This window comes from Rhizobium sp. BK196, from assembly GCF_014193255.1.
GTDB lineage: Bacteria > Pseudomonadota > Alphaproteobacteria > Rhizobiales > Rhizobiaceae > Rhizobium.
On sequence record NZ_JACHZB010000003.1, the window covers coordinates 475437 to 494402 of the forward strand.

Consider the following 18966-nt stretch of genomic DNA (forward strand, 5'->3'; position numbering starts at 1 on the left):
AAGGAGACCATTCATGAAGGCCAAACTCGGCATGTCGCCCATCGCATGGTGGAATGACGACCTTCCCGAACTCAGCGACGACGTTTCCCTCGAGGAATGCCTGCGCCAGTCCCGCACCGCCGGCTTTACCGGCATGGAGCAGGGCCGCCGTTTCCCGAGCAACCCGCAAGAAATGCTGCCCATCCTGCGCGCTGCCGACGTGACACTGTGCGGCGGCTGGTTCTCCGGCACGCTGGTCAACGAGGAACTTGCGGCCAATAAGGACCGTATCGCGCCGATGATCGAGCTGTTCAAAGCGGTCAATGCCCCCTGCATCGTCTATGGCGAAGTCGGCCGCTCGATCCAGGGTGATCGCTCCAAGCCGCTCGCGACCAAGCCGCGGCTTGGCGATGACGAGATGAAGGCCTATGGACGCCGCGTCACCGAATTCGGCGAATGGTGTGCCGACCAGGGCATACCGCTTTCCTACCACCATCATATGGCAGCTGTCGTCGAGACCGAGCCGGAGCTCGATGCCTTCATGAAGAATTCGGGCGCGGGCATTCCGCTGCTGCTCGATGCCGGGCATCTGGCCTTTGCCGGCGGTGACGTGCTGCGCGCGATCGACAATCACCACGCCCGTATCAACCATGTGCACGTCAAGGATATCCGGAAGTCCGTCGTCGATGGCCTGGATCGCAGCAAGCAATCCTTCCTCGACGCGGTGGCGCTCGGCGCCTTCACCGTGCCGGGCGACGGCTCGCTCGATTTCGGCGCGATCGTCAAGCGGTTTGCTGATTATGGTTATGAAGGCTGGTTCGTCGTCGAAGCCGAACAGGATCCGCGTAAGGCGCCGCCGCAGAAGATGGCCGAGATCGGTCATGCCGAATTGATGCGGGTTATGACGGCTGCTGGTTATACGGTGGAGACGGAAGGGTTTCCGGAGGGGTAACGGAAGAGAAAAACCCCTCCCCAGTGGGGAGAGATTGAAGCTAGCGTCGGAGCGCGGAGCCCCCTCATCCGCCCTCCGGGCACCTTCTCCCCAGCGGGGAGAAGGTGGCGGCAGCCGGATGAGGGGGCCGCACGCACCAATTCAGGAGGAGAATACCAATGCCAAACCTCAAGGTAAAACCGTCAGGCACGCATGGCCGCGTCACGCATGTGACACCCGAAAGCGCCGGCTGGACCTATGTCGGCTTCGACATGTACTGCCTGAAGCCGGGCGAGACGGTATCGGGCGAGACCGGCGAACGCGAGGTCTGCCTCGTCTGGGTGAGCGGCAAGGGCAAGGCTTCGGCCGGCACCAGGGATTTTGGTACGCTCGGCGAGCGCATGAGCCCTTTCGACGGCGCACCGCACGCTCTCTATATCCCGATGGAATCGACATGGTCGGTGACGGCCGAGACTGATCTGGAGCTGGCCGTCTGCTCTGCCCCCGGCGGCGGCACCTATGAGGCGAAGGCCATTCCGCCGGGCACCCACCCGCCGCTGACGCGCGGCAAGGGCACGAATGTGCGCTACGTCAACAATATCATGCCTGAGGACGACAGCTCGGCGCATTCGCTGCTCGTCGTCGAGGTCATCACGCCCGGCGGGCACACCTCGTCCTATCCACCGCACAAGCATGACCGGGACGATCTTCCGCATGAAAGCATGCTGGAAGAGACCTATTATCACCGCCTCAACCCGCCCCAGGGCTTCGGCTTCCAGCGCGTCTATACCGATGACCGCTCACTTGACGAGGCCATGGTCGTGGAAGACGGTGACGTGACGCTGGTGCCTAAGGGATATCACCCTTGCGCGGCGACGCATGGCTACGATCTCTATTATCTCAATGTCATGGCGGGGCCTAAGCGTGTCTGGAAGTTCTACAATGCGCCGGAACATGAGTGGCTGCTGAAAGCCTGACGCAGCTGCAGATCGCTAAATAATCTGACAGCGGGCAAGCCGCACAAATGGTTCAATCCTCCCATTCCAACGCACTGGATGGAGGAAACACCATGCGCGGCTCTAGCCTTACAATTTATGCCCAGACCACCCGCCGGACGGAAACCAGACAGTCCCGGCTTCTTGCAGGTATCGTGACGGGCTTTCGTTTGATGGCACGCAAGCTCGCCGAACGGCGCAGTCGCAGCGCCGTCATGGAGCTGTCCGACGATCAGTTGAAGGATATCGGTCTTTCCCGCGGCCAGATCGAAAGCGACGTGCATATCTCAAGCCACTACTGGAGCAACAAGGGATTGTGATAAGGTGCCGCGGCGGGCACTGCTCGCCGCGCAAAAATCCGGAAACACCGATGTCGCAATTTTCGACCGCATTGCTCTTGAAGACGAAGACTGTCGCGATCCGCGACATTGTCTGCAATGGGGAATGCCGTCACAAGAGCGACGAGGAATGCGCCCACAAGACGAGCCTCGTCTATCCCTATCGCGGTGTCTTCATGCGCCATGTCGGGCGCGCCGACACGGTGGCGGAAGCCAATCAGATGCTCTTCTTCAATGTCGGGCAAGGCTACCGCATCAGCCATCCCGTCGAGGGCGGCGATGCCTGCATCGATCTTTCCATCGAAGAATCCCTTTTGGCCGAGCTTGCGCCCAAGGATCAGGTGCAGGCCGGCGAGTTGTTCGGTTTCAAACGCCAGCGCAGGCGTATCGATCCGCGCGCACAGGCGCTTGTCGCGCTTCTTCGCCACGGGTTGCGCCGGGGTGTTGCCGAGACGCTGGAAGCGGAAACGCTGGCGCTCACTCTCGTGCGCCGTTCGCTTGGCGAACGCACCTCGCATGCAGCGGGTGCGAGTGCCGGAAGGCAGAAACTTGTCGACCGGGCAAAGCTCGTGCTCTCCTCCGATCTCGCGCGACGCTGGACGCTCGCCGAGATCGCAACGGAAGTCGGCGTTTCGCCTGTCTATCTCACGCAGGTCTTCCAGCAGGTGGAGGCGACGCCACTTTACCGCTATCAGCTTCGACTTCGCCTTGCCCGCGCGCTCGATCTTCTTGGCGAGTATGAGGATCTGACGGCGCTCGGCCTCGATCTCGGTTTTTCCAGCCACAGCCATTTCACCGCATCCTTCCGCCAGGCCTATGGCCAGACGCCGGCGGAATTTCAGCGCGCGACACGGCTTCGGGCGTAAAGTCGCTAAAGAATTCGACAGCGGCGAAAGGCGAGCAGTGGTCTCATGATCCTGCCCCAAACGGGGCCCAACCGGAGGATGACAAGATGAAGAAGACCACATGCGCTGCCTGCGACTGCGAACTCGGGCCGGATGCCATCAGCGTGAAGCTTGGCGGCAAGACCGTTGAAGTCTGTTGCGAGGAATGTGCGCAGGCGCTCGGAGAAGCGGAGGCTGCTGCGGCATCCGCACCCGCAGCCAGCAAGGATTGAAAAAGGGCCGCGCCGGCAAGGTGCGGCCCTTTCTTGCTTTTCTTTTCAAGCGGGCAGCAGACCATAGCGCCAGCCGAGCCGCCTTGCATTGCGCGCAAGCACAGTGAAGGCCAGCAGGAACATGCAGGCCTCGGCAAAGACCGGCACCATCCAGATGCCCATCTCCCCGAACGCACGCGGCAGCAGGAAAGTCAGCGGCAGCGTGAAGAGATAGGCGCGCGACAGGCCGAAGATCGCTGCGCGTCTGGCATCGCCGATCGCCTGGAAATAGCCAGACAGCACCATCATCTGGCCGAACAGAAAATAGGCGCCGATCGTCCATGGCAGGATGCGCGAGACCTCGGCAATGACGACGGGGTCGGCAACGAAGACATGGCCGAGGCGACTAGCCAGCAATTCCACCGTGATCTCTACGCCGGTGCAGTAGACGAGGGCTGTGATCAGGGCAACTTGCAGGCTGCGACCGACACGCTCGGAAAGGCCGGCTCCATAATTGTTGCCGCAGATCGTCTGGAAGGCGATGTTGAGGCCGAGCAGCGGCAGATAGGCGACGGTCATCACACGGGTGATGATGCCGTACGCCCCGACGGTTGCGGCGTAATCGCCCTCGCCCCAGATTGACAGGTTGAAGATCACGGCTGCCGAGCAGAGCGAGATGCCGATGAAGCCGAGGCTCATCGGCGCGCCAAGTGCCATGATCGGCCGCCAGTCCGAAAGTGGAAAGCGGGTGGCCGGGCGGAGCGCGCGCTCGTTGCGCCAGCGGTAGATCAGCACGGCAACCAGGCAGATCGCCTGGGCGAGCACCGAGCCCACCGCCGAGCCGGCCACACCCCATCCAAGGATCGCCATGAAGAACCAATTGGCGGCGATGTTGAGTGCCGTGGCGGCAAGCATCACCATGGTCATGAAGCCGATCCGGCCTTCGCTGCGCAAGGCATCGATATTGAGCGACAGGAAGAAGGCGATGGGCGCGGCACCGGCCATGATACCCATGAAGGTGCGGGCATTTTCGGCAACTGCGAGGTCACCACTTGCCGCATTTGCGACGATGGTCCAGCCGACCGTCCAGTAGATCACGTTGATAACAAGCACCACCACGATTGCCAGCACATGGGCAGCCGCGAACGTGCGCCGGGCAGCATCGCGATTGCCTGCGCCGAGTTCACGGGCAAGGATGCTCGCCATACCGTTCGAGACGAGCGACTGGAGGGCGACCAGCATCATCAGGCCGGGGAAGATCAGTGTGACGGCGGAAAGTGCGCCAGCCCCGACATAGGCACCGAGGAAATAGGCGTCCACCACGGCGAACAGGCCGTTGATAGTGGTGATGAGAATGATCGGCAGCGCAGTGCGGACAAAAACCGCAGGCAGCGGACCGGTCAGAAAGGCATTGGTTTCAGAGCGTGAGGTCATGGACGGAATCCGGGTGCTACGGGCAGCAATTTGGCGATCAGATATCGAGAACGAGATGCGGCAGACCGTTGGAGGTCTTGCGCGGCGAAACGCCATTCTCGTCGATCTGGGCGTGGATGCGCTGTCGGAAGGCCGAGAAGCTCTCGAAGGTCACGACATCAACAGGCTCATCGAAATGGATGGTGATCCTGTAGAATTCGCTGCCCGGGACGGCCGCAAGCGCCAGAACCTTGCCGGTGAAGGGCTGGTTCAGATAACGCCCGCTGACATGGGCGCCGACGAAAATCGGCGAGGCGGGTTTGTCATTGGGCTTGGCAGCGAGGGCAGAGAGCGTATTCCAGTCGCGGGCGCCATATTGGCGGGCGATCAGTTCGAGAGCGGCGGCATGGCTCATCTCGCTGCCGCGCTCGGTCATGGCCTGGCGCAAGCGCTTTGCCTGGGCCTTCAGCTCGTCGATCGGTGGATAGGTCATAGTCATAGTGGTACGAGTCACGGGTTCAGCCTTTCAAAGGCATGCCATTCGACTGTCAGGGGGGGCTCGCATTGCCGTCAGTCAGCATGCATTGGGGCTGTGACCATGATCGCGAGGGCTTCACCATGGATGTTTCATCCGCGAGCAGCAGGTGCCTCGAACCGGCTTCTCTATGCGCGACCACGGACGCCAAGTCAATGATGGCGCAGGCTTAACTGAAGATTGGGCGGATTCTGAACAGTATAGCCTGCAATAAAAGCGTTATGCCGTTAGGTTTTGCACAAGCTTTCAATTTTAAGATGGTTGTTCAGCAGATGTAAGTATTCACGCGTTAAAATCTGATCGTACAACAAGCGGAGGCTGATATGGCCTTTCAGATGCACCTCGACACAGAACATCCCAAGCCCGAAGAGGCTTACAGGGAGTTCAACCTCGACCGGCCCGGCAACATCATCTTCGTCGGCCACCATCTCAGCACCGGCACGCAAGTGCGCTGCCTGATCCGCACCATCACGCTCGCCGGCGCGCTGCTGGAAGTCAGCCCCAGCCTGGAAATGCCGCAGAATTTCTTCCTGGAAATCCTCGGCATCCATGACGAGATCGGCGCGACCGTGGTCAAGCGCGAAGACGAGTTCGTGACCATCAGCTTCAACATGCTGCTGAACCCCGAATTCCTGCATCACGTGCTGCGGCTGAGTTTCGAAACCAGCCTGTGATTCCCTCATTTTCGGCCATATAAAAAGCGCGGGCCGTTTGACCCGCGCTGGAAGAGCGATAGCTTGCGGCGATCAGGCGGCAAGATACCGCTCGATCTGATCGACGGGAAGGTTGGTATAATCCTTCGCCACCTCGGCTGAGATCGCTGCCTGCGTATCGGCGCTGAGATTGGGACGCAGCGTGCCGAGCGCACGCGGAGGCGCCACCAGAACGATGCGCCTTGCCTCCTTCTCATGCACGAGTTCATCGAGTTTTACCGCAACTTCTCTCAGGAAGTCGGCTTCGGCCTGGTCCTGCCAATCGGTCTCTTCCATGGCGCTGCCGCTGAGCCCGTCCGGGGCATAGGCGCGGCCCGGCTTGTCGGTACCAAGCTCACGGGTCGGCTGATTGGGCTGTGTGAGAGTTTCACGGACCTGAAGGTTCATCAGCTCGGCGTCACCTGCATTCTGCAGGATCAAGGCTTTTGCCCCATCGCACACGACGACCCAGGATTCCCAGGGAACTTTGACATCTGTCATTTCAGTTTCCTCGCTTTCATCATTGGAAGCAGCGCATCGTTAAGAGAAAACGCCCGGCAATTGAAAGAGTTCGGGAAAAATCTGCCCAAAGAGAATCAACCGCGATCCGGAAGGCAGGACATAGCGCAGAAGGGACAAAGCGGGAGATCGAAGACGATGATGATAGCGCTCACTGCCTGCGCCGGCTGCCTCGACGCCCGCACGTCCTACGGCGATCAATTAGGCAAAGGGATGCCTCCCTGGCGCTTCTCCATGGTGCCATTTTGGGACTCGCGGCTTACGGCCCCTGCAACATCCCTCGTTTGTCGACACGAAAGGACTGGCCGCTCGCCATGAGCCTCTGGTGGATATTGTTTAGGCGAACCTTTCCGGTTGCGCCCGATGCCTGCTGAGGGCCATTGCTCGCATGCCGGCCTAACGTCCGCCGGTTTATTCCCAAGAGGGTACAATAGATGTGCCGCTACCGCACAAATCTCAAACTCGTTAAAACTGTAATTTTATATTTGACGAATGTGAAAAGCATTCGTGTGAGCCTCTCCGTCGAACAGCCCGAAATTTGAACTGTCTGACGGAGAATGCGAAATGGAAATGCTCCGCGCAACGCACCTCGCCACGGTGAAGTCGGCTGTCTACGACATTCGCTGGGAGGAGTTCAACGTCAAGCGGCCGGCCCGTATCGTCGCCGTTCGTCCCTGCCTGACCGGAATTTCGATACGCAGCGCCGAAATTCTCGAGATTTCCCAGGGCGGCGCGACCTTCGTCGTGTCCACCACGGCCGGCCTGCCCAAGCATTATTACCTGAACATCCTGGGGCTTGCCTATCGCATCGGCTGTGCCGAGGTCTACCGCCATCACGAACGCATCGGTGTTCGCTTCATCAACCTCATCGAACTGGATGTCCTGCGCAAGGTAGTGCGCGCCGACTTCATGATCGGCAATACCGAAGCGATCGACGCGCGCCGCAACGGCAAGCGCGTCTGAGCAGTCGCGAGCGTGAAATAATCTTGCTTGCCTTGGCAAAGCGAGAGCCTATTGTTGCGCGGCTTTTTCAACAGTTTCGGGAAATTACCCTCGCATGTCTGCCTTCTCGCGCTTCACGCCACTCGCCAGCGCCCTGCCCTCCACCGTTCCTTTCGTCGGCCCCGAGGCCATCGAGCGCCAGCGTGGCCTGAAGGTCAAAGCGCGCATCGGCGCCAATGAAAACGGTTTCGGCCCGGCTCCCTCGGTCATTGCCGCAATGCGGGAACAGGTCGGCGGTATCTGGAAGTACAACGATCCGGAAAACTACGCTCTGCGCGAGGCGCTCGCCGCCCATCTCGGCGTGACACCGGCCAATATCGCCATCGGCGGCGGCATCGATGAATTGCTCGGGCAGATCGTGCGGCTGGTGATCGAGCCCGACGGCACCGTCGTCACCTCGCTCGGCGCCTACCCCACCTTCAATTTCCACGTGAACGGTTTCGGTGGCCGGCTGGTCACCGTTCCCTATGCCGGCGACCGCGAGGATCTCGACGCGCTGCTCGATGCGGTCAAGCGCGAGAACGCACCGCTCGTCTATTTCGCCAATCCCGACAATCCGATGGGAAGCTGGTGGGATGCCCAAGAGATCGTCGCCTTTGCGCACGCCCTGCCGAAAACTTGCCTGATGATCCTCGATGAAGCCTATAGCGAGACCGGCCCGGCCTCAGCGCTGCCGTCGATCCAGTCCCTCGTCGACCTGCCGAATATCGTGCGCACCCGCACCTTCTCCAAGGCTTACGGACTTGCCGGCGCCCGCATCGGTTATGCTATTTCGACGCCGGGTACGGCGCAGGCCTTCGACAAGATCCGCAACCATTTCGGCATGAACCGGCTTGCGACGGTCGCAGCGCTCGCAGCCCTTAAGGATCAGGCCTATCTTTCCGAAGTGATCGGGAAAATCCATGCCGCGCGCGACCGGATCGCTGATATTGCCAGGACGAATGGCTTGCAGCCGCTGGTATCCGCCACCAATTTCGTGGCCGTTGATGCCGGGCGCGATGGCGCTTACGCGCGGGCGATCGTCGACGGATTGATGGAACACGGTGTCTTCATCCGCATGCCGGGTGTGGCGCCACTCAACCGCTGCATTCGTGTCAGCGTCGGGCCTGAAGCGGACATGGCGCTGCTCGAAGAGGCGCTGCCGCTGGTGCTGAAGAAGCTCGGCTGAAAACGAGTAAGCCAGAACGGTAAACCGCGGCCGGCAGAGGACAAGCCGGTCGCGGTTTCCTTCTCCTGGCATCGGCCCCGTCCAAGGTGCCCCGCCAGCTCCCCTCTTTTGAGGTTGTTATTTTGCTCTTGTCGATTTGTTACCGGAGGGGACGATTTTTAGTGGATCGTCATCCATTCGCGGGCGGCGCGCAGCGCTTCGGCAAGCTGCATCTTGCTCATCGTCGCAGCGACATCGGCGCGCAGCTCGGCTGCGCGGTCGTTGCCCTTGATTGCAGCGATGTTCAGCCACTTGTGAGCGGAGACGAGATCGATCGCGCAACCACGGCCGGTCGCATACATCAGACCCATTTCGCAGAAGACATCGGCGCTGTTGTTGTCGCCACCCATGGTGGCCATTTCAGCATTGTGCATTTCAAAGCGTGCCATCGGTTCTATCCCTGTTTAGCCTGTTAAGACGTACCCTGTTTTACCTTCGGGCCTTGCCATCTTCTGTAGCTTCCGGCCTTTCCGGTCCGGCGGGCTTACCCCGCTCGTTTGATGGGTTCACTATGCCAAACGGCTTTCAAAAAACGCCTAAAATGCATGCTTAATTTGACGCAAACAAAGTGCAAACGCTTGGTAAAATTGGATTTTTGTTAAACATCGGAATCCCCGCGAATTAAGGATTTTCGCATGCCTTTTACGAAAAATTCAGACTTGGAAATTGAGGATTTGTTCACCATGAAATCAGCGTCGATCAGGCGATCAGCAGGAAAACCCTGTCCGGAGGCCGGATTTTCGGCCCTTCCCCCGCGTATTTACCTTTACGTTCGCGTCAGTTATTTTCGCGCCATTCATATCTCATGGAGGAAGAGATGATCCGTACCCTCGTTTTCGCCGGCACGCTGGCACTTGTTGCAGGCCTTGCACAGGCGGATGAGCCGATTGTCGGCAATTGGAAGACGCGCGCCGGCGATACGGCGGCAATTGCGCCCTGCGGCGGCGCATACTGCATCACGTTGAAGACGGGCAAATATGCCGGCAAGAAGATCGGCAGGCTGTCCGGCACCGGCGGCAGCTATAGCGGTGAAATCACCGATCCGGCCGACGACAAGACTTATAGCGGCTCGGGCAGCATCTCCGGCAGCTCGCTGAAGATGCAGGGCTGCGTGATGCAGGTCTTCTGCAAAACGCAGACCTGGACTCGCCTCTGAAACGTTCAGTCTCTGAGAACCTTAGCCGGCCTCAGAAACTGAACGCAAAATGAACCGCCATCTCAGCACCCGTTCAGCCGCATCATGGCAAAACAGCACCATGAAGGGCGTATATCGGGGTAAGGACGTGGACGTGTTCATTCTGGCGAGACGGTTTACAATCATAACGCTGTTTGCGGCGATCTTCGCGATTTCGTTTTCGGCAGTCGTCGTGCGTACCGGCGGCGGCGGCGCACAGCAGTCGCATTTCGGCGCGAACTATACCTGCCTGAAAAGCAGCGGCGGTTACTGCACTGCCATCCGCTGAGACCTGGAAGCATATCTGAAAAATCCGGGTCTCAGCCTCCGCGCGTCGTTTGCTTGTTAAAAATGACTCTCTATAATGCCTCATGAGCAAACGAATCTATCCCCTGTCCGTTTTTGACATTTCGTCCCCTCCCCCTTTCGAGCCGCAAGCCTTCGATGATCCGGCAAAAGCCGTCGAAGCTTTGACCGAGCTCTACGAGCGCAATACCTCCTTCCTGATCGACAGCTTCACTAAGCTTGCGCAAGGGGCGCCGATCACCTGCCGCTATCGCGCCTTCTATCCCCAGGTCAGCATCGAGACGACGAGCTTCGGTCATGTCGACTCCCGCCTCTCCTATGGTCATGTTACGGCACCGGGCGTCTATACGACGACCGTCACGCGGCCGAGGCTCTTCAAGCATTATCTGAAGGAGCAGTTGCTGCTCCTGATGAAGAGCCACAACGTGCCTGTCGTCGTGTCCGAATCCTCGACGCCGATCCCGCTGCATTTTGCTTTCGGCGAAGGCGCCCACGTGGAAGCGTCTGCGGCGGCTTTCGTCGATATTCCGCTGCGCGATCTCTTCGATACGCCCGACCTCAATACGACCGACGATGAGATCGCCAATGGCGAGTATCTGCCGCCTCCAGGCGAGCCCTCACCGCTGGCGCCATTCACCGCACAGCGCATCGACTATTCGCTCGCCCGCCTGTCGCACTATACGGCGACGGGTGCCGAGCACTTCCAGAACTTCGTGCTGTTTACGAACTACCAGTTCTATATCGACGAGTTCTGCACTTGGGCACGCAAGCTGATGGCAGAAGGTGGCGAAGGCTACACGGCCTTCGTGGAGCCCGGCAACATCGTCACGCTGGCAGGAGCAAGCGTTCCGGAAACGGATGCCACACTTGCCCGCCTGCCGCAGATGCCGGCCTATCATCTCAAGAAGAAGGGCCATGCCGGGATCACCATGATCAATATCGGCGTCGGCCCGTCCAACGCCAAGACGATCACCGACCACGTGGCCGTGCTTCGCCCGCATGCCTGGCTGATGCTCGGCCATTGCGCCGGCCTGCGCAACAGCCAGCGGCTCGGCGATTACGTTCTGGCGCATGCCTATATGCGCGAAGACCATGTACTCGACGACGACCTGCCGGTCTGGGTGCCGATCCCGGCACTTGCCGAAGTGCAGGTGGCGCTCGAGGCTGCCGTTGCCGAGATCACCGGCTACGAAGGCTTCGAGCTGAAGCGCATCATGCGCACCGGCACGGTCGGCACGATCGACAACCGCAACTGGGAACTGCGCGATCAGGCCGGCCCGGTGAAGCGCCTGTCGCAGGCCCGCGCCATCGCGCTCGACATGGAATCGGCAACGATTGCCGCCAACGGCTTCCGCTTCCGCGTGCCCTATGGAACGCTGCTCTGCGTTTCCGATAAGCCGCTGCATGGCGAATTGAAGCTGCCGGGCATGGCGACCGCCTTCTACCGCACGCAGGTTAACCAGCATCTGCAGATCGGCATAAGAGCAATTCAGAAGCTTGCCGCCATGCCGCCGGAAGCCCTGCATTCGCGTAAGCTGCGCAGCTTCTTCGAAACGGCATTCCAGTAAGATATCGAGGGCAGCCCAGCAGCCGGGCTGCCTTTTATCTAGGCGCTTGCGGCGAGCTGCAGCGCCTGGACAAGGCCGGCAAGCGCGGCGAGCGCGATCACGGTCCTGACCAGCACCTTCATCACCTCGGCATTCTCGAGCGGCGGCATCTTGCGTGCACCGCGTGTGACGATCAGATGTGCTATTCCGAATTCAAGCATGCTCATTGCTCCATCTCCTCGATGTGTTTCGACGGAGCCTTGTCGAGTGTTGTCTCGATCTTTCGACACGCAGGCCGCTAAAAAGATATTTTTCTTCCCTGTCGAAAAGCGCTTACGCTGTTCGTCCAAGGGCTGTGAAAGCACTGCGTGGAGGATAAGCAATGAAATATCTTTGCCAGGTCTGGTTCGACGGCACGGCGCTGTCGGCCATGTCTCCGGAAGAGAAGAACAAGCTCGATCGGGATTCGCTTGCCTATGACCGCGATCTTGCCGAGAGCGGTCACATGATCGTTGCCCAGGCGCTGCAGTCGCCGCAATCAGCGGTCACGGTCAGGGTGCGCAGCGGCGAGATGTCGGTCACCGACGGCCCCTTCATCGAGACGAAGGAAGCGCTCGGCGGCTTCATCCTGATCGACGCCAAGGACCTCAATGATGCGATCCGTATTGCCGCCGGCATTCCGCTGGCAAAGCTCGGCGCGATCGAGGTTCGCCCTATCCACGAATTCGGCTGAGGAGGTCATATCATGAAGTTTCTGGGTCAGATCTGGTTCGATACCGAGAAGAGCAAACGCGTCCCCCGCGAGGAGTGGGATGCACTCACGCAGGAATGCATCGTCAGCGATGATCACTGGCGCGCCAGTGGCCATATGCTGAGCGCGCTGGCGCTTTACGAGCCGGAACAGGCAGTGACGCTCAGGATTCGCAACGGCACCGTTGTCGCGACAGACGGTCCCTTCGCCGAAATCAAGGAGCATCTCGGCGGCTTCGTGGTGATCGAGGCCGAGGATATGGCGGAAGCACAGTCGATCATTTCCACCTTCCCGATCCTCAAATATGCATCGGTCGAAATCCGGCCGGCCTATTCAATAAGGGATGGGAGATAGCCATGCGCTTCGTCTGCCTCATCTATAATTCCGCCGATGTGGACGGCACGCTCACGCAGGCCGAAGGCGATGAACTTGTGAGGGCGCATTTCCACTATGACGAGGAGCTTGAGCGCGAGGGCATCATGATTCACTCCGATGCATTGGAAGGTCCGGACAGTGCCTCGGTGCTGAGAGTGCGCCAAGGCATTCTGTCTTCGACCGATGGCCCCTATGTCGAGACGAAGGAACATCTGGCCGGTATCTACATCATCGAGGCGGCCGATCTCCAACAGGCGCGCAAAGTCGTCGCGGGCATTCCAAGCGTCCGGGTCGGGTCGATCGAATTGCGGCCGGTAAGAACGCTCACCCTGCCGCAGTGAGGGCTGGCCGTTGGAACAGGTGATCGAAGATATCTACCGGCAGCATTCGCGCCGGATATTGGCAACGCTGATCCGCCTGCTCGGCGATTTCGACCGGGCGGAGGAAGCGCTGCACGACGCCTTTGCGGCGGCTGCGCGGACATGGCCGGTCGATGGCATGCCAAACAACCCGGTCGCCTGGCTGGTGTCAACCGGCCGCTTCAAGACGATCGATCATCTCAGGCGGCGGGCGCGCTTCAATGCCTCGCTGCAGCATATCGAGGACGGGCTTTATCCTGGTGGCACGGAAACGGAGATCGGCGACATGGAACCGATCGAGGACGACATGCTGCGGCTGATCTTCATCTGCTGCCACCCGGCGCTTCCGGCGGACGCGCAGACCGCCATGGCGCTGCGTGAGGTCTGCGGGCTGACGACCGAAGAGATCGCGCGCGCTTTCCTCGTGCCGGCGCCGACCGTCGCACAGCGCATCGTGCGCGCCAAGAACCGGATCAAGACCGAGAAAATCCCTTATGAAGTGCCTGTCGGGGCGGAGCTGCCGGAGCGGCTCGACCGGGTGCTGCATGTGATCTACCTCGTCTTCAACGAGGGCTATTCGGCATCCTCGGGCAACACGATCGTGCGCGCCGACCTGACGGCCGAGGCAATCCGGCTGGCGCGGCTACTGGCAACCCTGCTGCCGCATCCGGATGTCGCAGGTCTGCTGTCCCTATTGCTCCTGCAGGAGTCGCGCCGCGCTGCCCGGCAGGATGTCGATGGCGCATTGGTGTTGCTTGCCGATCAGGATCGCTCACGCTGGGATCGAAGCAAGATTTCAGAGGGGCTTTCGCTGCTCGCAAGCGCCATGCGCGCGCCTGAGATCGGCATCTATACGGTCCAGGCGGCCATCGCGGCGGAGCACGCGAAGACCAGCAGATCAGAGGAAACGGACTGGCGGCGCATCGCCTTCTATTACGACCTGCTGATTGCCGCCCATCCCTCTGATATCGCCGAGCTCAACCGCGCTGTGGCGATCGCCATGTCCGAAGGGCCGAAAAAAGGACTGGAGCTCGTCGATGCCATCATCGGCAAGGGGGAACTGACGACCTATCACCTCGCGCATTCGGCGCGGGCAGATTTTCTGCGGCGGCTCGGACGACGCGACGAAGCGATCGAAGCTTACGAGACGGCGCTGAGCTTCTGTCGGCAGGAACCCGAGCGGGTTTTTCTGCTCAGGCGTATCGAAGAGCTCGTGGCTTCCTTATGACGAACGCGTGCGCCGCGGCCGCGCCCTGCCCGCCCGGCCTCTGCCTGATGATGTTCCGGAGCGTGCCGGCTCCAGATCAGCGGGGTCGAGGGTGATCGCCGGTGTGGCTGCCCGACCGGCGCAAATATCGGCGGTGCGAAGCTGATCGCCGAAATCGAGCTTCGTCAATGCCTCGATCTCCTCGACGCTCGACAGGAATTCGGAAACGCGCGCCAGTTCTTCCTCATCGCCAAAGGCTTCCGGTCCGAGGGCTTCGGCGGAGATCGCCTCCGGCATGATCTGCAGAACCGGCTTCTGATCGGCAAGCAGAGCGATCGCGCGCAAGCTGTCGCGATCGCTCCAGACGGCGATCTTCCAGAAGCGCAGCGGCACCTTGCTGGCGAAGCGATATGGCGGATCGGCTTCGTCGAAGACCGGACCGGCAAATACGCTCACACGCTGCTTCATGGTCACGGCGTTTCGCAGCACATATGTTTCCACGGCCCTCCAGCGCAGCTTGCCCTTGGAACCTGGCCGGTCGAGCGCGCTGCCCTGATTGAAGAAGCCAACCTGCGGAGCTGCATTCGTATAGAAGAACGTGTCGCGTTCCGCGGCCAACGCTTCTGTCTCCGAACCCCATGCCGGGTCGCCGCGCAGAACGATATGTCCTTTCTGGAAGATGCGCGCCGTGCGCTCCGGCGATTTCGTATCGAGAAAGCCCTTCACGATCTGCTTCTCGTAGAATGGGCGGTTCATCTGTTCCTCAAGCAGGACGCGACGGTCCGGGCGGAAGTCGTCGCTTGCCTCTGCGCCATCCGCGCCGATGGATTCGACGCCAAGATCCTTCAGCGAAGGCTCGTCGATGACGGTCTTGTCCTCGCGATTGATCGCCTTGATGCGTCCGCCATCGATATTGACGGCAGTGAAACCGCAGAGACGACGGTCGGCATTCATGACGATAGAGAAATGGTGATAGGGCAGTTCGTTCGGATCGCCGCCAGCCGGCGGGATCTGGTTCTTGGCGGGGCGCCATCCCGTGCCGCTGAAATCGGGGAGCGGAATGCTGTGTCCCGGGACGAAGCCCGGCTCGTAGCCACCGCGATCGCTGAAATCCTCCGTCTCCCAGCTGGCGGCTTCGGCCGCACCACCCGTCAAAGGACCAGTCTTCAGGCGAGGTTGGCCGCCACCCGTCCGCTCCACGACAGGCGGGGCGGCCAGCGGCGCACGCACGCTGATTTCGATCGGAAAGGTCCAGGTTACCGAGCCGTCCGGATTGTGTCGTGGATTGGGTGCTTCCGGCTTTGGGATGGAACCCGCCTGCGGACCCTCCGGGATCCTCTCTTCCGTCAACTTCAGCGGCGCACCTATCGCATTGGTTTCCGGGCGCCGCGCACTGTCCCATGCAGCGAGCGCGCGGCGCACAGCCTCTGCTGCGGCGCCGGCAAGCCTTGCTTCGCGCAAATACCTGACGATGGCGCTGATGCGAATGCCTTCGTTGATCTCGCGCGCCAACGGCTTGCCATCTGTGCCCATCACCTCCAGCCAGGGGCCACCCCAGTGATGAAGGGCGATCGGCTCCCATTCATTGTTGAAGACCGGCGAACCGGAAGAGCCCTGTTCGGTATCGGCGACATAATGCAGAACCTGCTGGGTCTCGTCGCGGGCGACGAGATGGTTCTCGCGCAGCACCAGTTCCTTGAACCGCCCATCGGGATGCTGGATGACGTTGGCGATCTCCCCGAGCATATGCTTGTCGCTGGCATCGGAGAGCGGAATGAAGCCGAACTCTTCGAGGCGGCGGGTGCCTGATCGTCGTTCGCCGATGCCGATCAGCGTAAAATCCAACCCCTCGATACCGTCGGTCACGAAACAAAGCGCGGGATCGAACAGGAAAGACGTCGGATTGCGCGCCCGGCCGGCAACGTCATACTCGTAATCGAACTGAATCTGAAACTTGCCGGAAGCGGCGGCCGATTCAATCACATGATGATTGGTCAGCAGAAGGTTGGGCGCGACCAGAAAGCCGGTTCCCTGCGGTCCTTCGTTCAGGAAGGCGATACGGCCGACCGCATCAGCGGCCCGGCGGCCCCGCTCCAGAAAGGAAACGCCGACGAAATCGAGCGTCGATCCAAGAATGGCTTCCGGCCCCGGCATTTTTTCGGCGCGAACACCCTTATCCCTGGCGATCATGTCGATCGCCGACGATATCAATCCCGCTTCTTCGCGGCTGAGACCGGCCTTGACCTGCAGTCTGTCGATGCGCCTCGTCGTCTGGGTCTCGGCTGCAAGCGGGTTGCCCTCGGCGATCTGCGTCAGCGAACGCTCGATCTCCGGCTTCATCCGTCGCAGGCGGCTGCGGACGACATTCTCAACTTCTCCGAAAGTCCGCAGATCCACCATGAAGCCCCTCCCTCGTCATGGAATTCCAGCGAAATCAGAAACTATCGCAATCTCACGTTGTTAATATGACAGAATTTGCGGAGATGTCGTCAGGCTTTTCGGCGGCCGAGCGGAAGCGAGATGGCGGTCCCGGTCAGGGCCGAGACTATGATGAGCAGATGTGCGTTGACGCTTGCCTGGGCCAGCGCATCCAGCGCCATGCGTTCGCTCGATGCGCCGAAGGCGACCGCACCGGCGGTGATACCGGCGGGATAGGTGCCGACGCCACCGGGCGCGTGGACCGGAAGGACGGAGGAAAGCTCACCGCCCAGCGCGCCCCCAAAACTTGCGGCCATCGGCATGACACCCATCAGACCGAGTGCCCAGGCGAGCACCAGCACCTTCACCAGCCAGTTGACGATTGTCATCGCCCAGGCGCGGCTGAAGGCAACGGCATCGAAAGGCAGCCCATTCTCGATTTCGTGAAGCAGCACCTGCGCCTTGCGCGGCAGAAGTTTCGCACCGAGGCGCAGCAGCGGCTTGCGGGCAGCGAAGGCAAGGACCGGCAGGAAGAGGAATATGACCCAGACGAGCCAGGCAAGCGCGGCATTGGAGGCGGCCACAGCAAAGCCGAGGCCGGCGGCAGCGAGCAGCGCATGCAGGTCCAGCAGCCGCATGACCAGCAAGGCGGAAGTGCCGCGCGTCAGGGGAATGCCGAATTCCGTGCGCATCAGCACCGGAAAGCTGGTCTCGCCGGCGCGGAAGGGCAGCATGATGTTCAGAAGGTTGTGGATCTGGGTGACGCGGAAGAGCGTTGCAAAACGGCCCGCCGTCTCCCGTGGAAAATAATCGTAGATGCGCCATGTACGCAGGAAATAGGTGCTGGTCAGGAGTATCAGTGCGCCGATGACCGGACGCGGGCCGACAGCGGCCCATTGTTCCAGTATGACCGGCCAGCCCCAGAACCATTCGATGAAAAACGCATAGGCTGCGACGATTGCGACCGTCAGAAGGCTCATGCGATTGCGCAGAAACCAGGATTGCCCGCTTTCAACACTCGGGGTCTTCATGTATCAGGCTTCCTAAGTTTGGCTGCGGCGGCTGGTTTTCATCGGTCTTCCATTGCCGCGCCTTTTAGGAGAAATGAAAGTTGCAGACAACGGTAGAGTCCATTCGCGGTGCGAATGATCAGGTACAACCGCTCGAACTATCGCTGGTCGTTCCTGTCTTCAACGAAGAAGACAGCATCGGCCCGCTCGTCGAGCGTATAGCCGCGGCCATGACCGATTATCCGCATCGCTGGGAACTGATCCTCGTCGACGACGGCAGCACGGACGCAACGCTCGTCAATGCCCGCAAGTTCGTCAACCGCGAAGGGCTGGCGCTGCGCATCGTCGAGCTGCAGCGCAATTTCGGCCAGACCGCCGCCATGCAGGCCGGCATCGATACCGCGCAGGGACGGCTGATCGCCACCATGGACGGCGACCTGCAGAACGATCCGAAGGATATCCCTTCGATGGTCTCCGAACTGGAACGGCGCGAACTCGACCTGCTCGTCGGCTGGCGCAAGAACCGCCAGGACGGGCTGCTGCTGCGCAAAATCCCCTCCTGGTGCGCGAACTACCTCATCGGCCGCATCACCGGTGTGAAGCTGCATGATTATGGCTGCAGCCTGAAGATCTACCGCGCCTCGATCATCAAACAGGTTAAGCTGATGGGCGAAATGCACCGCTTCATCCCAGCCTGGGTTGCCGGAGTGGTGCCGAGCTCGCGCATCGGCGAAATGGCCGTCACCCATCATGCGCGGCAGCACGGCACCTCGAAATACGGCATCTCACGCACCTTCCGCGTGATCCTCGACCTGCTGTCTGTGATGTTCTTCATGCGCTACAAGGCGCGTCCGGGCCATTTCTTCGGCTCGCTCGGCCTTGGCCTCGGCGGCCTCGCAGCGCTGATCCTCCTCTATCTCGGCTTCGACAAGTTCATCATGGGCAACGATATCGGCACACGACCGATGCTGATGGTCGGCGTCGTGCTGCTCTTGTCCTCGGTGCAGATGATCACCACCGGCATTCTGTCTGAAATGATCGCCCGGACCTATTACCGCGACGATGCCTCGCCGAATTACATCGTGCGCCAGATCTTCTCCCGAGAAAGCTGA

23 protein-coding genes and 1 pseudogene are annotated in these 18966 nt (G+C 60.6%); 17 read left to right on the plus strand and 7 right to left on the minus strand.

What is annotated here, in order from left to right; all coding sequences use genetic code 11:
• The first annotated feature begins 13 nt into the window (after nucleotides 1–13).
• The 5 genes from iolE to FHT78_RS13485 all read left to right on the plus strand — a co-directional run bounded on the left by iolE (nucleotide 14) and on the right by FHT78_RS13485 (nucleotide 3360).
• Nucleotides 14–931: a myo-inosose-2 dehydratase gene (gene iolE / locus FHT78_RS13465; protein ID WP_183744463.1), complete on the plus strand. Its 918-nt coding sequence runs from the start codon at nucleotides 14–16 to the stop codon at nucleotides 929–931.
• Between the two features lie 158 nt (nucleotides 932–1089).
• Nucleotides 1090–1887 (plus strand): 5-deoxy-glucuronate isomerase, encoded by a 798-nt coding sequence (gene iolB, locus FHT78_RS13470; RefSeq protein WP_183744466.1) that lies wholly within the window; start codon nucleotides 1090–1092, stop codon nucleotides 1885–1887.
• Nucleotides 1888–1979: 92 nt separating this feature from the next.
• Nucleotides 1980–2225 carry a DUF1127 domain-containing protein gene (locus tag FHT78_RS13475; RefSeq protein WP_183744469.1) on the plus strand — a complete coding sequence of 82 codons (246 nt, stop codon included), beginning with the start codon at nucleotides 1980–1982 and terminating at the stop codon, nucleotides 2223–2225.
• Nucleotides 2226–2275: 50 nt separating this feature from the next.
• Nucleotides 2276–3109, plus strand: coding sequence for an AraC family transcriptional regulator (locus tag FHT78_RS13480; protein ID WP_183744471.1), 834 nt, complete (start codon nucleotides 2276–2278; stop codon nucleotides 3107–3109).
• An 86-nt stretch (nucleotides 3110–3195) separates the two neighbouring features.
• Nucleotides 3196–3360: a hypothetical protein gene (locus FHT78_RS13485; protein WP_183744474.1), complete on the plus strand. Its 165-nt coding sequence runs from the start codon at nucleotides 3196–3198 to the stop codon at nucleotides 3358–3360.
• Nucleotides 3361–3405: 45 nt separating this feature from the next.
• Here the strand turns inward: FHT78_RS13485 and FHT78_RS13490 are convergent, their stop codons facing one another.
• Together FHT78_RS13490 and FHT78_RS13495 are read right to left on the minus strand one after the other, a co-directional pair.
• Complete coding sequence (locus FHT78_RS13490) at nucleotides 3406–4773, minus strand: MATE family efflux transporter (protein WP_183744477.1); 1368 nt, start codon at nucleotides 4771–4773, stop codon at nucleotides 3406–3408.
• A gap of 37 nt (nucleotides 4774–4810) precedes the next feature.
• Nucleotides 4811–5251, minus strand: a complete 441-nt coding sequence (locus FHT78_RS13495; protein WP_183745343.1) for a glyoxalase superfamily protein — start codon at nucleotides 5249–5251, stop codon at nucleotides 4811–4813.
• A gap of 371 nt (nucleotides 5252–5622) precedes the next feature.
• Between FHT78_RS13495 and FHT78_RS13500 the strand changes: the two genes are divergently transcribed.
• On the plus strand, nucleotides 5623–5961 hold the full coding sequence (locus FHT78_RS13500) for a hypothetical protein (RefSeq protein ID WP_183745347.1): 339 nt from the start codon (nucleotides 5623–5625) through the stop codon (nucleotides 5959–5961).
• A gap of 72 nt (nucleotides 5962–6033) precedes the next feature.
• On the opposite strand, the gene FHT78_RS13505 is transcribed toward FHT78_RS13500, so the two are convergent.
• Nucleotides 6034–6480 (minus strand): host attachment family protein, encoded by a 447-nt coding sequence (locus FHT78_RS13505; protein WP_183744480.1) that lies wholly within the window; start codon nucleotides 6478–6480, stop codon nucleotides 6034–6036.
• Nucleotides 6481–6716: 236 nt separating this feature from the next.
• On the opposite strand from FHT78_RS13505, the pseudogene FHT78_RS29785 reads away from it, so the two are divergent.
• The 3 genes and pseudogenes from FHT78_RS29785 to FHT78_RS13515 all read left to right on the plus strand — a co-directional run.
• A pseudogene (locus FHT78_RS29785) lies at nucleotides 6717–6821 on the plus strand (DUF2177 domain-containing protein); the annotation flags it as partial.
• A 241-nt stretch (nucleotides 6822–7062) separates the two neighbouring features.
• Nucleotides 7063–7461 carry a PilZ domain-containing protein gene (locus tag FHT78_RS13510; RefSeq protein WP_183744483.1) on the plus strand — a complete coding sequence of 133 codons (399 nt, stop codon included), beginning with the start codon at nucleotides 7063–7065 and terminating at the stop codon, nucleotides 7459–7461.
• Nucleotides 7462–7555: 94 nt separating this feature from the next.
• Entirely contained in the window at nucleotides 7556–8668 is a 1113-nt protein-coding gene (locus FHT78_RS13515) for a pyridoxal phosphate-dependent aminotransferase (RefSeq protein ID WP_183744485.1), read from the plus strand.
• A gap of 158 nt (nucleotides 8669–8826) precedes the next feature.
• Here the strand turns inward: FHT78_RS13515 and FHT78_RS13520 are convergent, their stop codons facing one another.
• Nucleotides 8827–9096 carry a sel1 repeat family protein gene (locus tag FHT78_RS13520; protein ID WP_183744487.1) on the minus strand — a complete coding sequence of 90 codons (270 nt, stop codon included), beginning with the start codon at nucleotides 9094–9096 and terminating at the stop codon, nucleotides 8827–8829.
• A gap of 428 nt (nucleotides 9097–9524) precedes the next feature.
• Here FHT78_RS13520 and FHT78_RS13525 point away from each other — a divergent pair, with 428 nt between their 5' ends.
• From FHT78_RS13525 to amn, 3 genes are all read left to right on the plus strand, one after another.
• Entirely contained in the window at nucleotides 9525–9863 is a 339-nt protein-coding gene (locus FHT78_RS13525) for a DUF2147 domain-containing protein (RefSeq protein ID WP_183744489.1), read from the plus strand.
• 127 nt (nucleotides 9864–9990) lie between these two features.
• Nucleotides 9991–10170 (plus strand): hypothetical protein, encoded by a 180-nt coding sequence (locus FHT78_RS13530; RefSeq protein ID WP_183745351.1) that lies wholly within the window; start codon nucleotides 9991–9993, stop codon nucleotides 10168–10170.
• An 82-nt stretch (nucleotides 10171–10252) separates the two neighbouring features.
• On the plus strand, nucleotides 10253–11755 hold the full coding sequence (amn, locus tag FHT78_RS13535; RefSeq protein ID WP_183744491.1) for an AMP nucleosidase: 1503 nt from the start codon (nucleotides 10253–10255) through the stop codon (nucleotides 11753–11755).
• A 38-nt stretch (nucleotides 11756–11793) separates the two neighbouring features.
• On the opposite strand, the gene FHT78_RS13540 is transcribed toward amn, so the two are convergent.
• On the minus strand, nucleotides 11794–11961 hold the full coding sequence (locus FHT78_RS13540) for a hypothetical protein (protein ID WP_183744493.1): 168 nt from the start codon (nucleotides 11959–11961) through the stop codon (nucleotides 11794–11796).
• 155 nt (nucleotides 11962–12116) lie between these two features.
• On the opposite strand from FHT78_RS13540, the gene FHT78_RS13545 reads away from it, so the two are divergent.
• Genes FHT78_RS13545 through FHT78_RS13560 form a run of 4 tightly spaced genes read left to right on the plus strand, consistent with a single transcriptional unit; the run spans nucleotide 12117 to nucleotide 14447 of the window.
• Complete coding sequence (locus FHT78_RS13545) at nucleotides 12117–12467, plus strand: YciI family protein (RefSeq protein WP_183744495.1); 351 nt, start codon at nucleotides 12117–12119, stop codon at nucleotides 12465–12467.
• Nucleotides 12468–12479: 12 nt separating this feature from the next.
• Nucleotides 12480–12839, plus strand: coding sequence for a YciI family protein (locus FHT78_RS13550; protein WP_183744497.1), 360 nt, complete (start codon nucleotides 12480–12482; stop codon nucleotides 12837–12839).
• A 2-nt stretch (nucleotides 12840–12841) separates the two neighbouring features.
• Entirely contained in the window at nucleotides 12842–13201 is a 360-nt protein-coding gene (locus FHT78_RS13555; RefSeq protein WP_183744499.1) for a YciI family protein, read from the plus strand.
• Nucleotides 13202–13211: 10 nt separating this feature from the next.
• The gene (locus tag FHT78_RS13560; RefSeq protein ID WP_183744501.1) at nucleotides 13212–14447 is read left to right on the plus strand and encodes an RNA polymerase sigma factor; all 1236 of its coding nucleotides are present in this window, start codon (nucleotides 13212–13214) and stop codon (nucleotides 14445–14447) included.
• Here FHT78_RS13560 and FHT78_RS13565 read toward each other — a convergent pair.
• The gene (locus FHT78_RS13565) at nucleotides 14442–16826 is read right to left on the minus strand and encodes a DNA/RNA non-specific endonuclease (protein WP_183744504.1); all 2385 of its coding nucleotides are present in this window, start codon (nucleotides 16824–16826) and stop codon (nucleotides 14442–14444) included. The two genes, FHT78_RS13560 and FHT78_RS13565, sit on opposite strands and share 6 nt — an antisense overlap.
• 89 nt (nucleotides 16827–16915) lie before the next feature.
• Nucleotides 16916–17875, minus strand: coding sequence for a lysylphosphatidylglycerol synthase domain-containing protein (locus tag FHT78_RS13570; protein WP_183744506.1), 960 nt, complete (start codon nucleotides 17873–17875; stop codon nucleotides 16916–16918).
• Between the two features lie 80 nt (nucleotides 17876–17955).
• Here FHT78_RS13570 and FHT78_RS13575 point away from each other — a divergent pair, with 80 nt between their 5' ends.
• Nucleotides 17956–18966 (plus strand): glycosyltransferase family 2 protein, encoded by a 1011-nt coding sequence (locus FHT78_RS13575; RefSeq protein WP_183744509.1) that lies wholly within the window; start codon nucleotides 17956–17958, stop codon nucleotides 18964–18966.

Excerpts from the sequence above, each read along its gene's own strand:
- FHT78_RS13485 (WP_183744474.1), top strand. The coding sequence starts at position 3,196 with ATGAAGAAGACCACATGCGCTGCCTGCGACTGCGAACTCGGGCCGGAT.
- FHT78_RS13520 (WP_183744487.1), bottom strand. The coding sequence starts at position 9,096 with ATGGCACGCTTTGAAATGCACAATGCTGAAATGGCCACCATGGGTGGC.
- FHT78_RS13570 (WP_183744506.1), bottom strand. The coding sequence starts at position 17,875 with ATGAAGACCCCGAGTGTTGAAAGCGGGCAATCCTGGTTTCTGCGCAAT.
- FHT78_RS13500 (WP_183745347.1), top strand. The coding sequence starts at position 5,623 with ATGCACCTCGACACAGAACATCCCAAGCCCGAAGAGGCTTACAGGGAG.
- FHT78_RS13555 (WP_183744499.1), top strand. The coding sequence starts at position 12,842 with ATGCGCTTCGTCTGCCTCATCTATAATTCCGCCGATGTGGACGGCACG.
- FHT78_RS13525 (WP_183744489.1), top strand. The coding sequence starts at position 9,525 with ATGATCCGTACCCTCGTTTTCGCCGGCACGCTGGCACTTGTTGCAGGC.
- iolB (WP_183744466.1), top strand. The coding sequence starts at position 1,090 with ATGCCAAACCTCAAGGTAAAACCGTCAGGCACGCATGGCCGCGTCACG.
- FHT78_RS13505 (WP_183744480.1), bottom strand. The coding sequence starts at position 6,480 with ATGACAGATGTCAAAGTTCCCTGGGAATCCTGGGTCGTCGTGTGCGAT.
- FHT78_RS13495 (WP_183745343.1), bottom strand. The coding sequence starts at position 5,251 with ATGACTATGACCTATCCACCGATCGACGAGCTGAAGGCCCAGGCAAAG.
- FHT78_RS13550 (WP_183744497.1), top strand. The coding sequence starts at position 12,480 with ATGAAGTTTCTGGGTCAGATCTGGTTCGATACCGAGAAGAGCAAACGC.
- iolE (WP_183744463.1), top strand. The coding sequence starts at position 14 with ATGAAGGCCAAACTCGGCATGTCGCCCATCGCATGGTGGAATGACGAC.
- amn (WP_183744491.1), top strand. The coding sequence starts at position 10,253 with ATGAGCAAACGAATCTATCCCCTGTCCGTTTTTGACATTTCGTCCCCT.
- FHT78_RS13565 (WP_183744504.1), bottom strand. The coding sequence starts at position 16,826 with ATGGTGGATCTGCGGACTTTCGGAGAAGTTGAGAATGTCGTCCGCAGC.
- FHT78_RS13545 (WP_183744495.1), top strand. The coding sequence starts at position 12,117 with ATGAAATATCTTTGCCAGGTCTGGTTCGACGGCACGGCGCTGTCGGCC.
- FHT78_RS13475 (WP_183744469.1), top strand. The coding sequence starts at position 1,980 with ATGCGCGGCTCTAGCCTTACAATTTATGCCCAGACCACCCGCCGGACG.
- FHT78_RS13540 (WP_183744493.1), bottom strand. The coding sequence starts at position 11,961 with ATGAGCATGCTTGAATTCGGAATAGCACATCTGATCGTCACACGCGGT.
- FHT78_RS13490 (WP_183744477.1), bottom strand. The coding sequence starts at position 4,773 with ATGACCTCACGCTCTGAAACCAATGCCTTTCTGACCGGTCCGCTGCCT.
- FHT78_RS13510 (WP_183744483.1), top strand. The coding sequence starts at position 7,063 with ATGGAAATGCTCCGCGCAACGCACCTCGCCACGGTGAAGTCGGCTGTC.
- FHT78_RS13515 (WP_183744485.1), top strand. The coding sequence starts at position 7,556 with ATGTCTGCCTTCTCGCGCTTCACGCCACTCGCCAGCGCCCTGCCCTCC.
- FHT78_RS13480 (WP_183744471.1), top strand. The coding sequence starts at position 2,276 with ATGTCGCAATTTTCGACCGCATTGCTCTTGAAGACGAAGACTGTCGCG.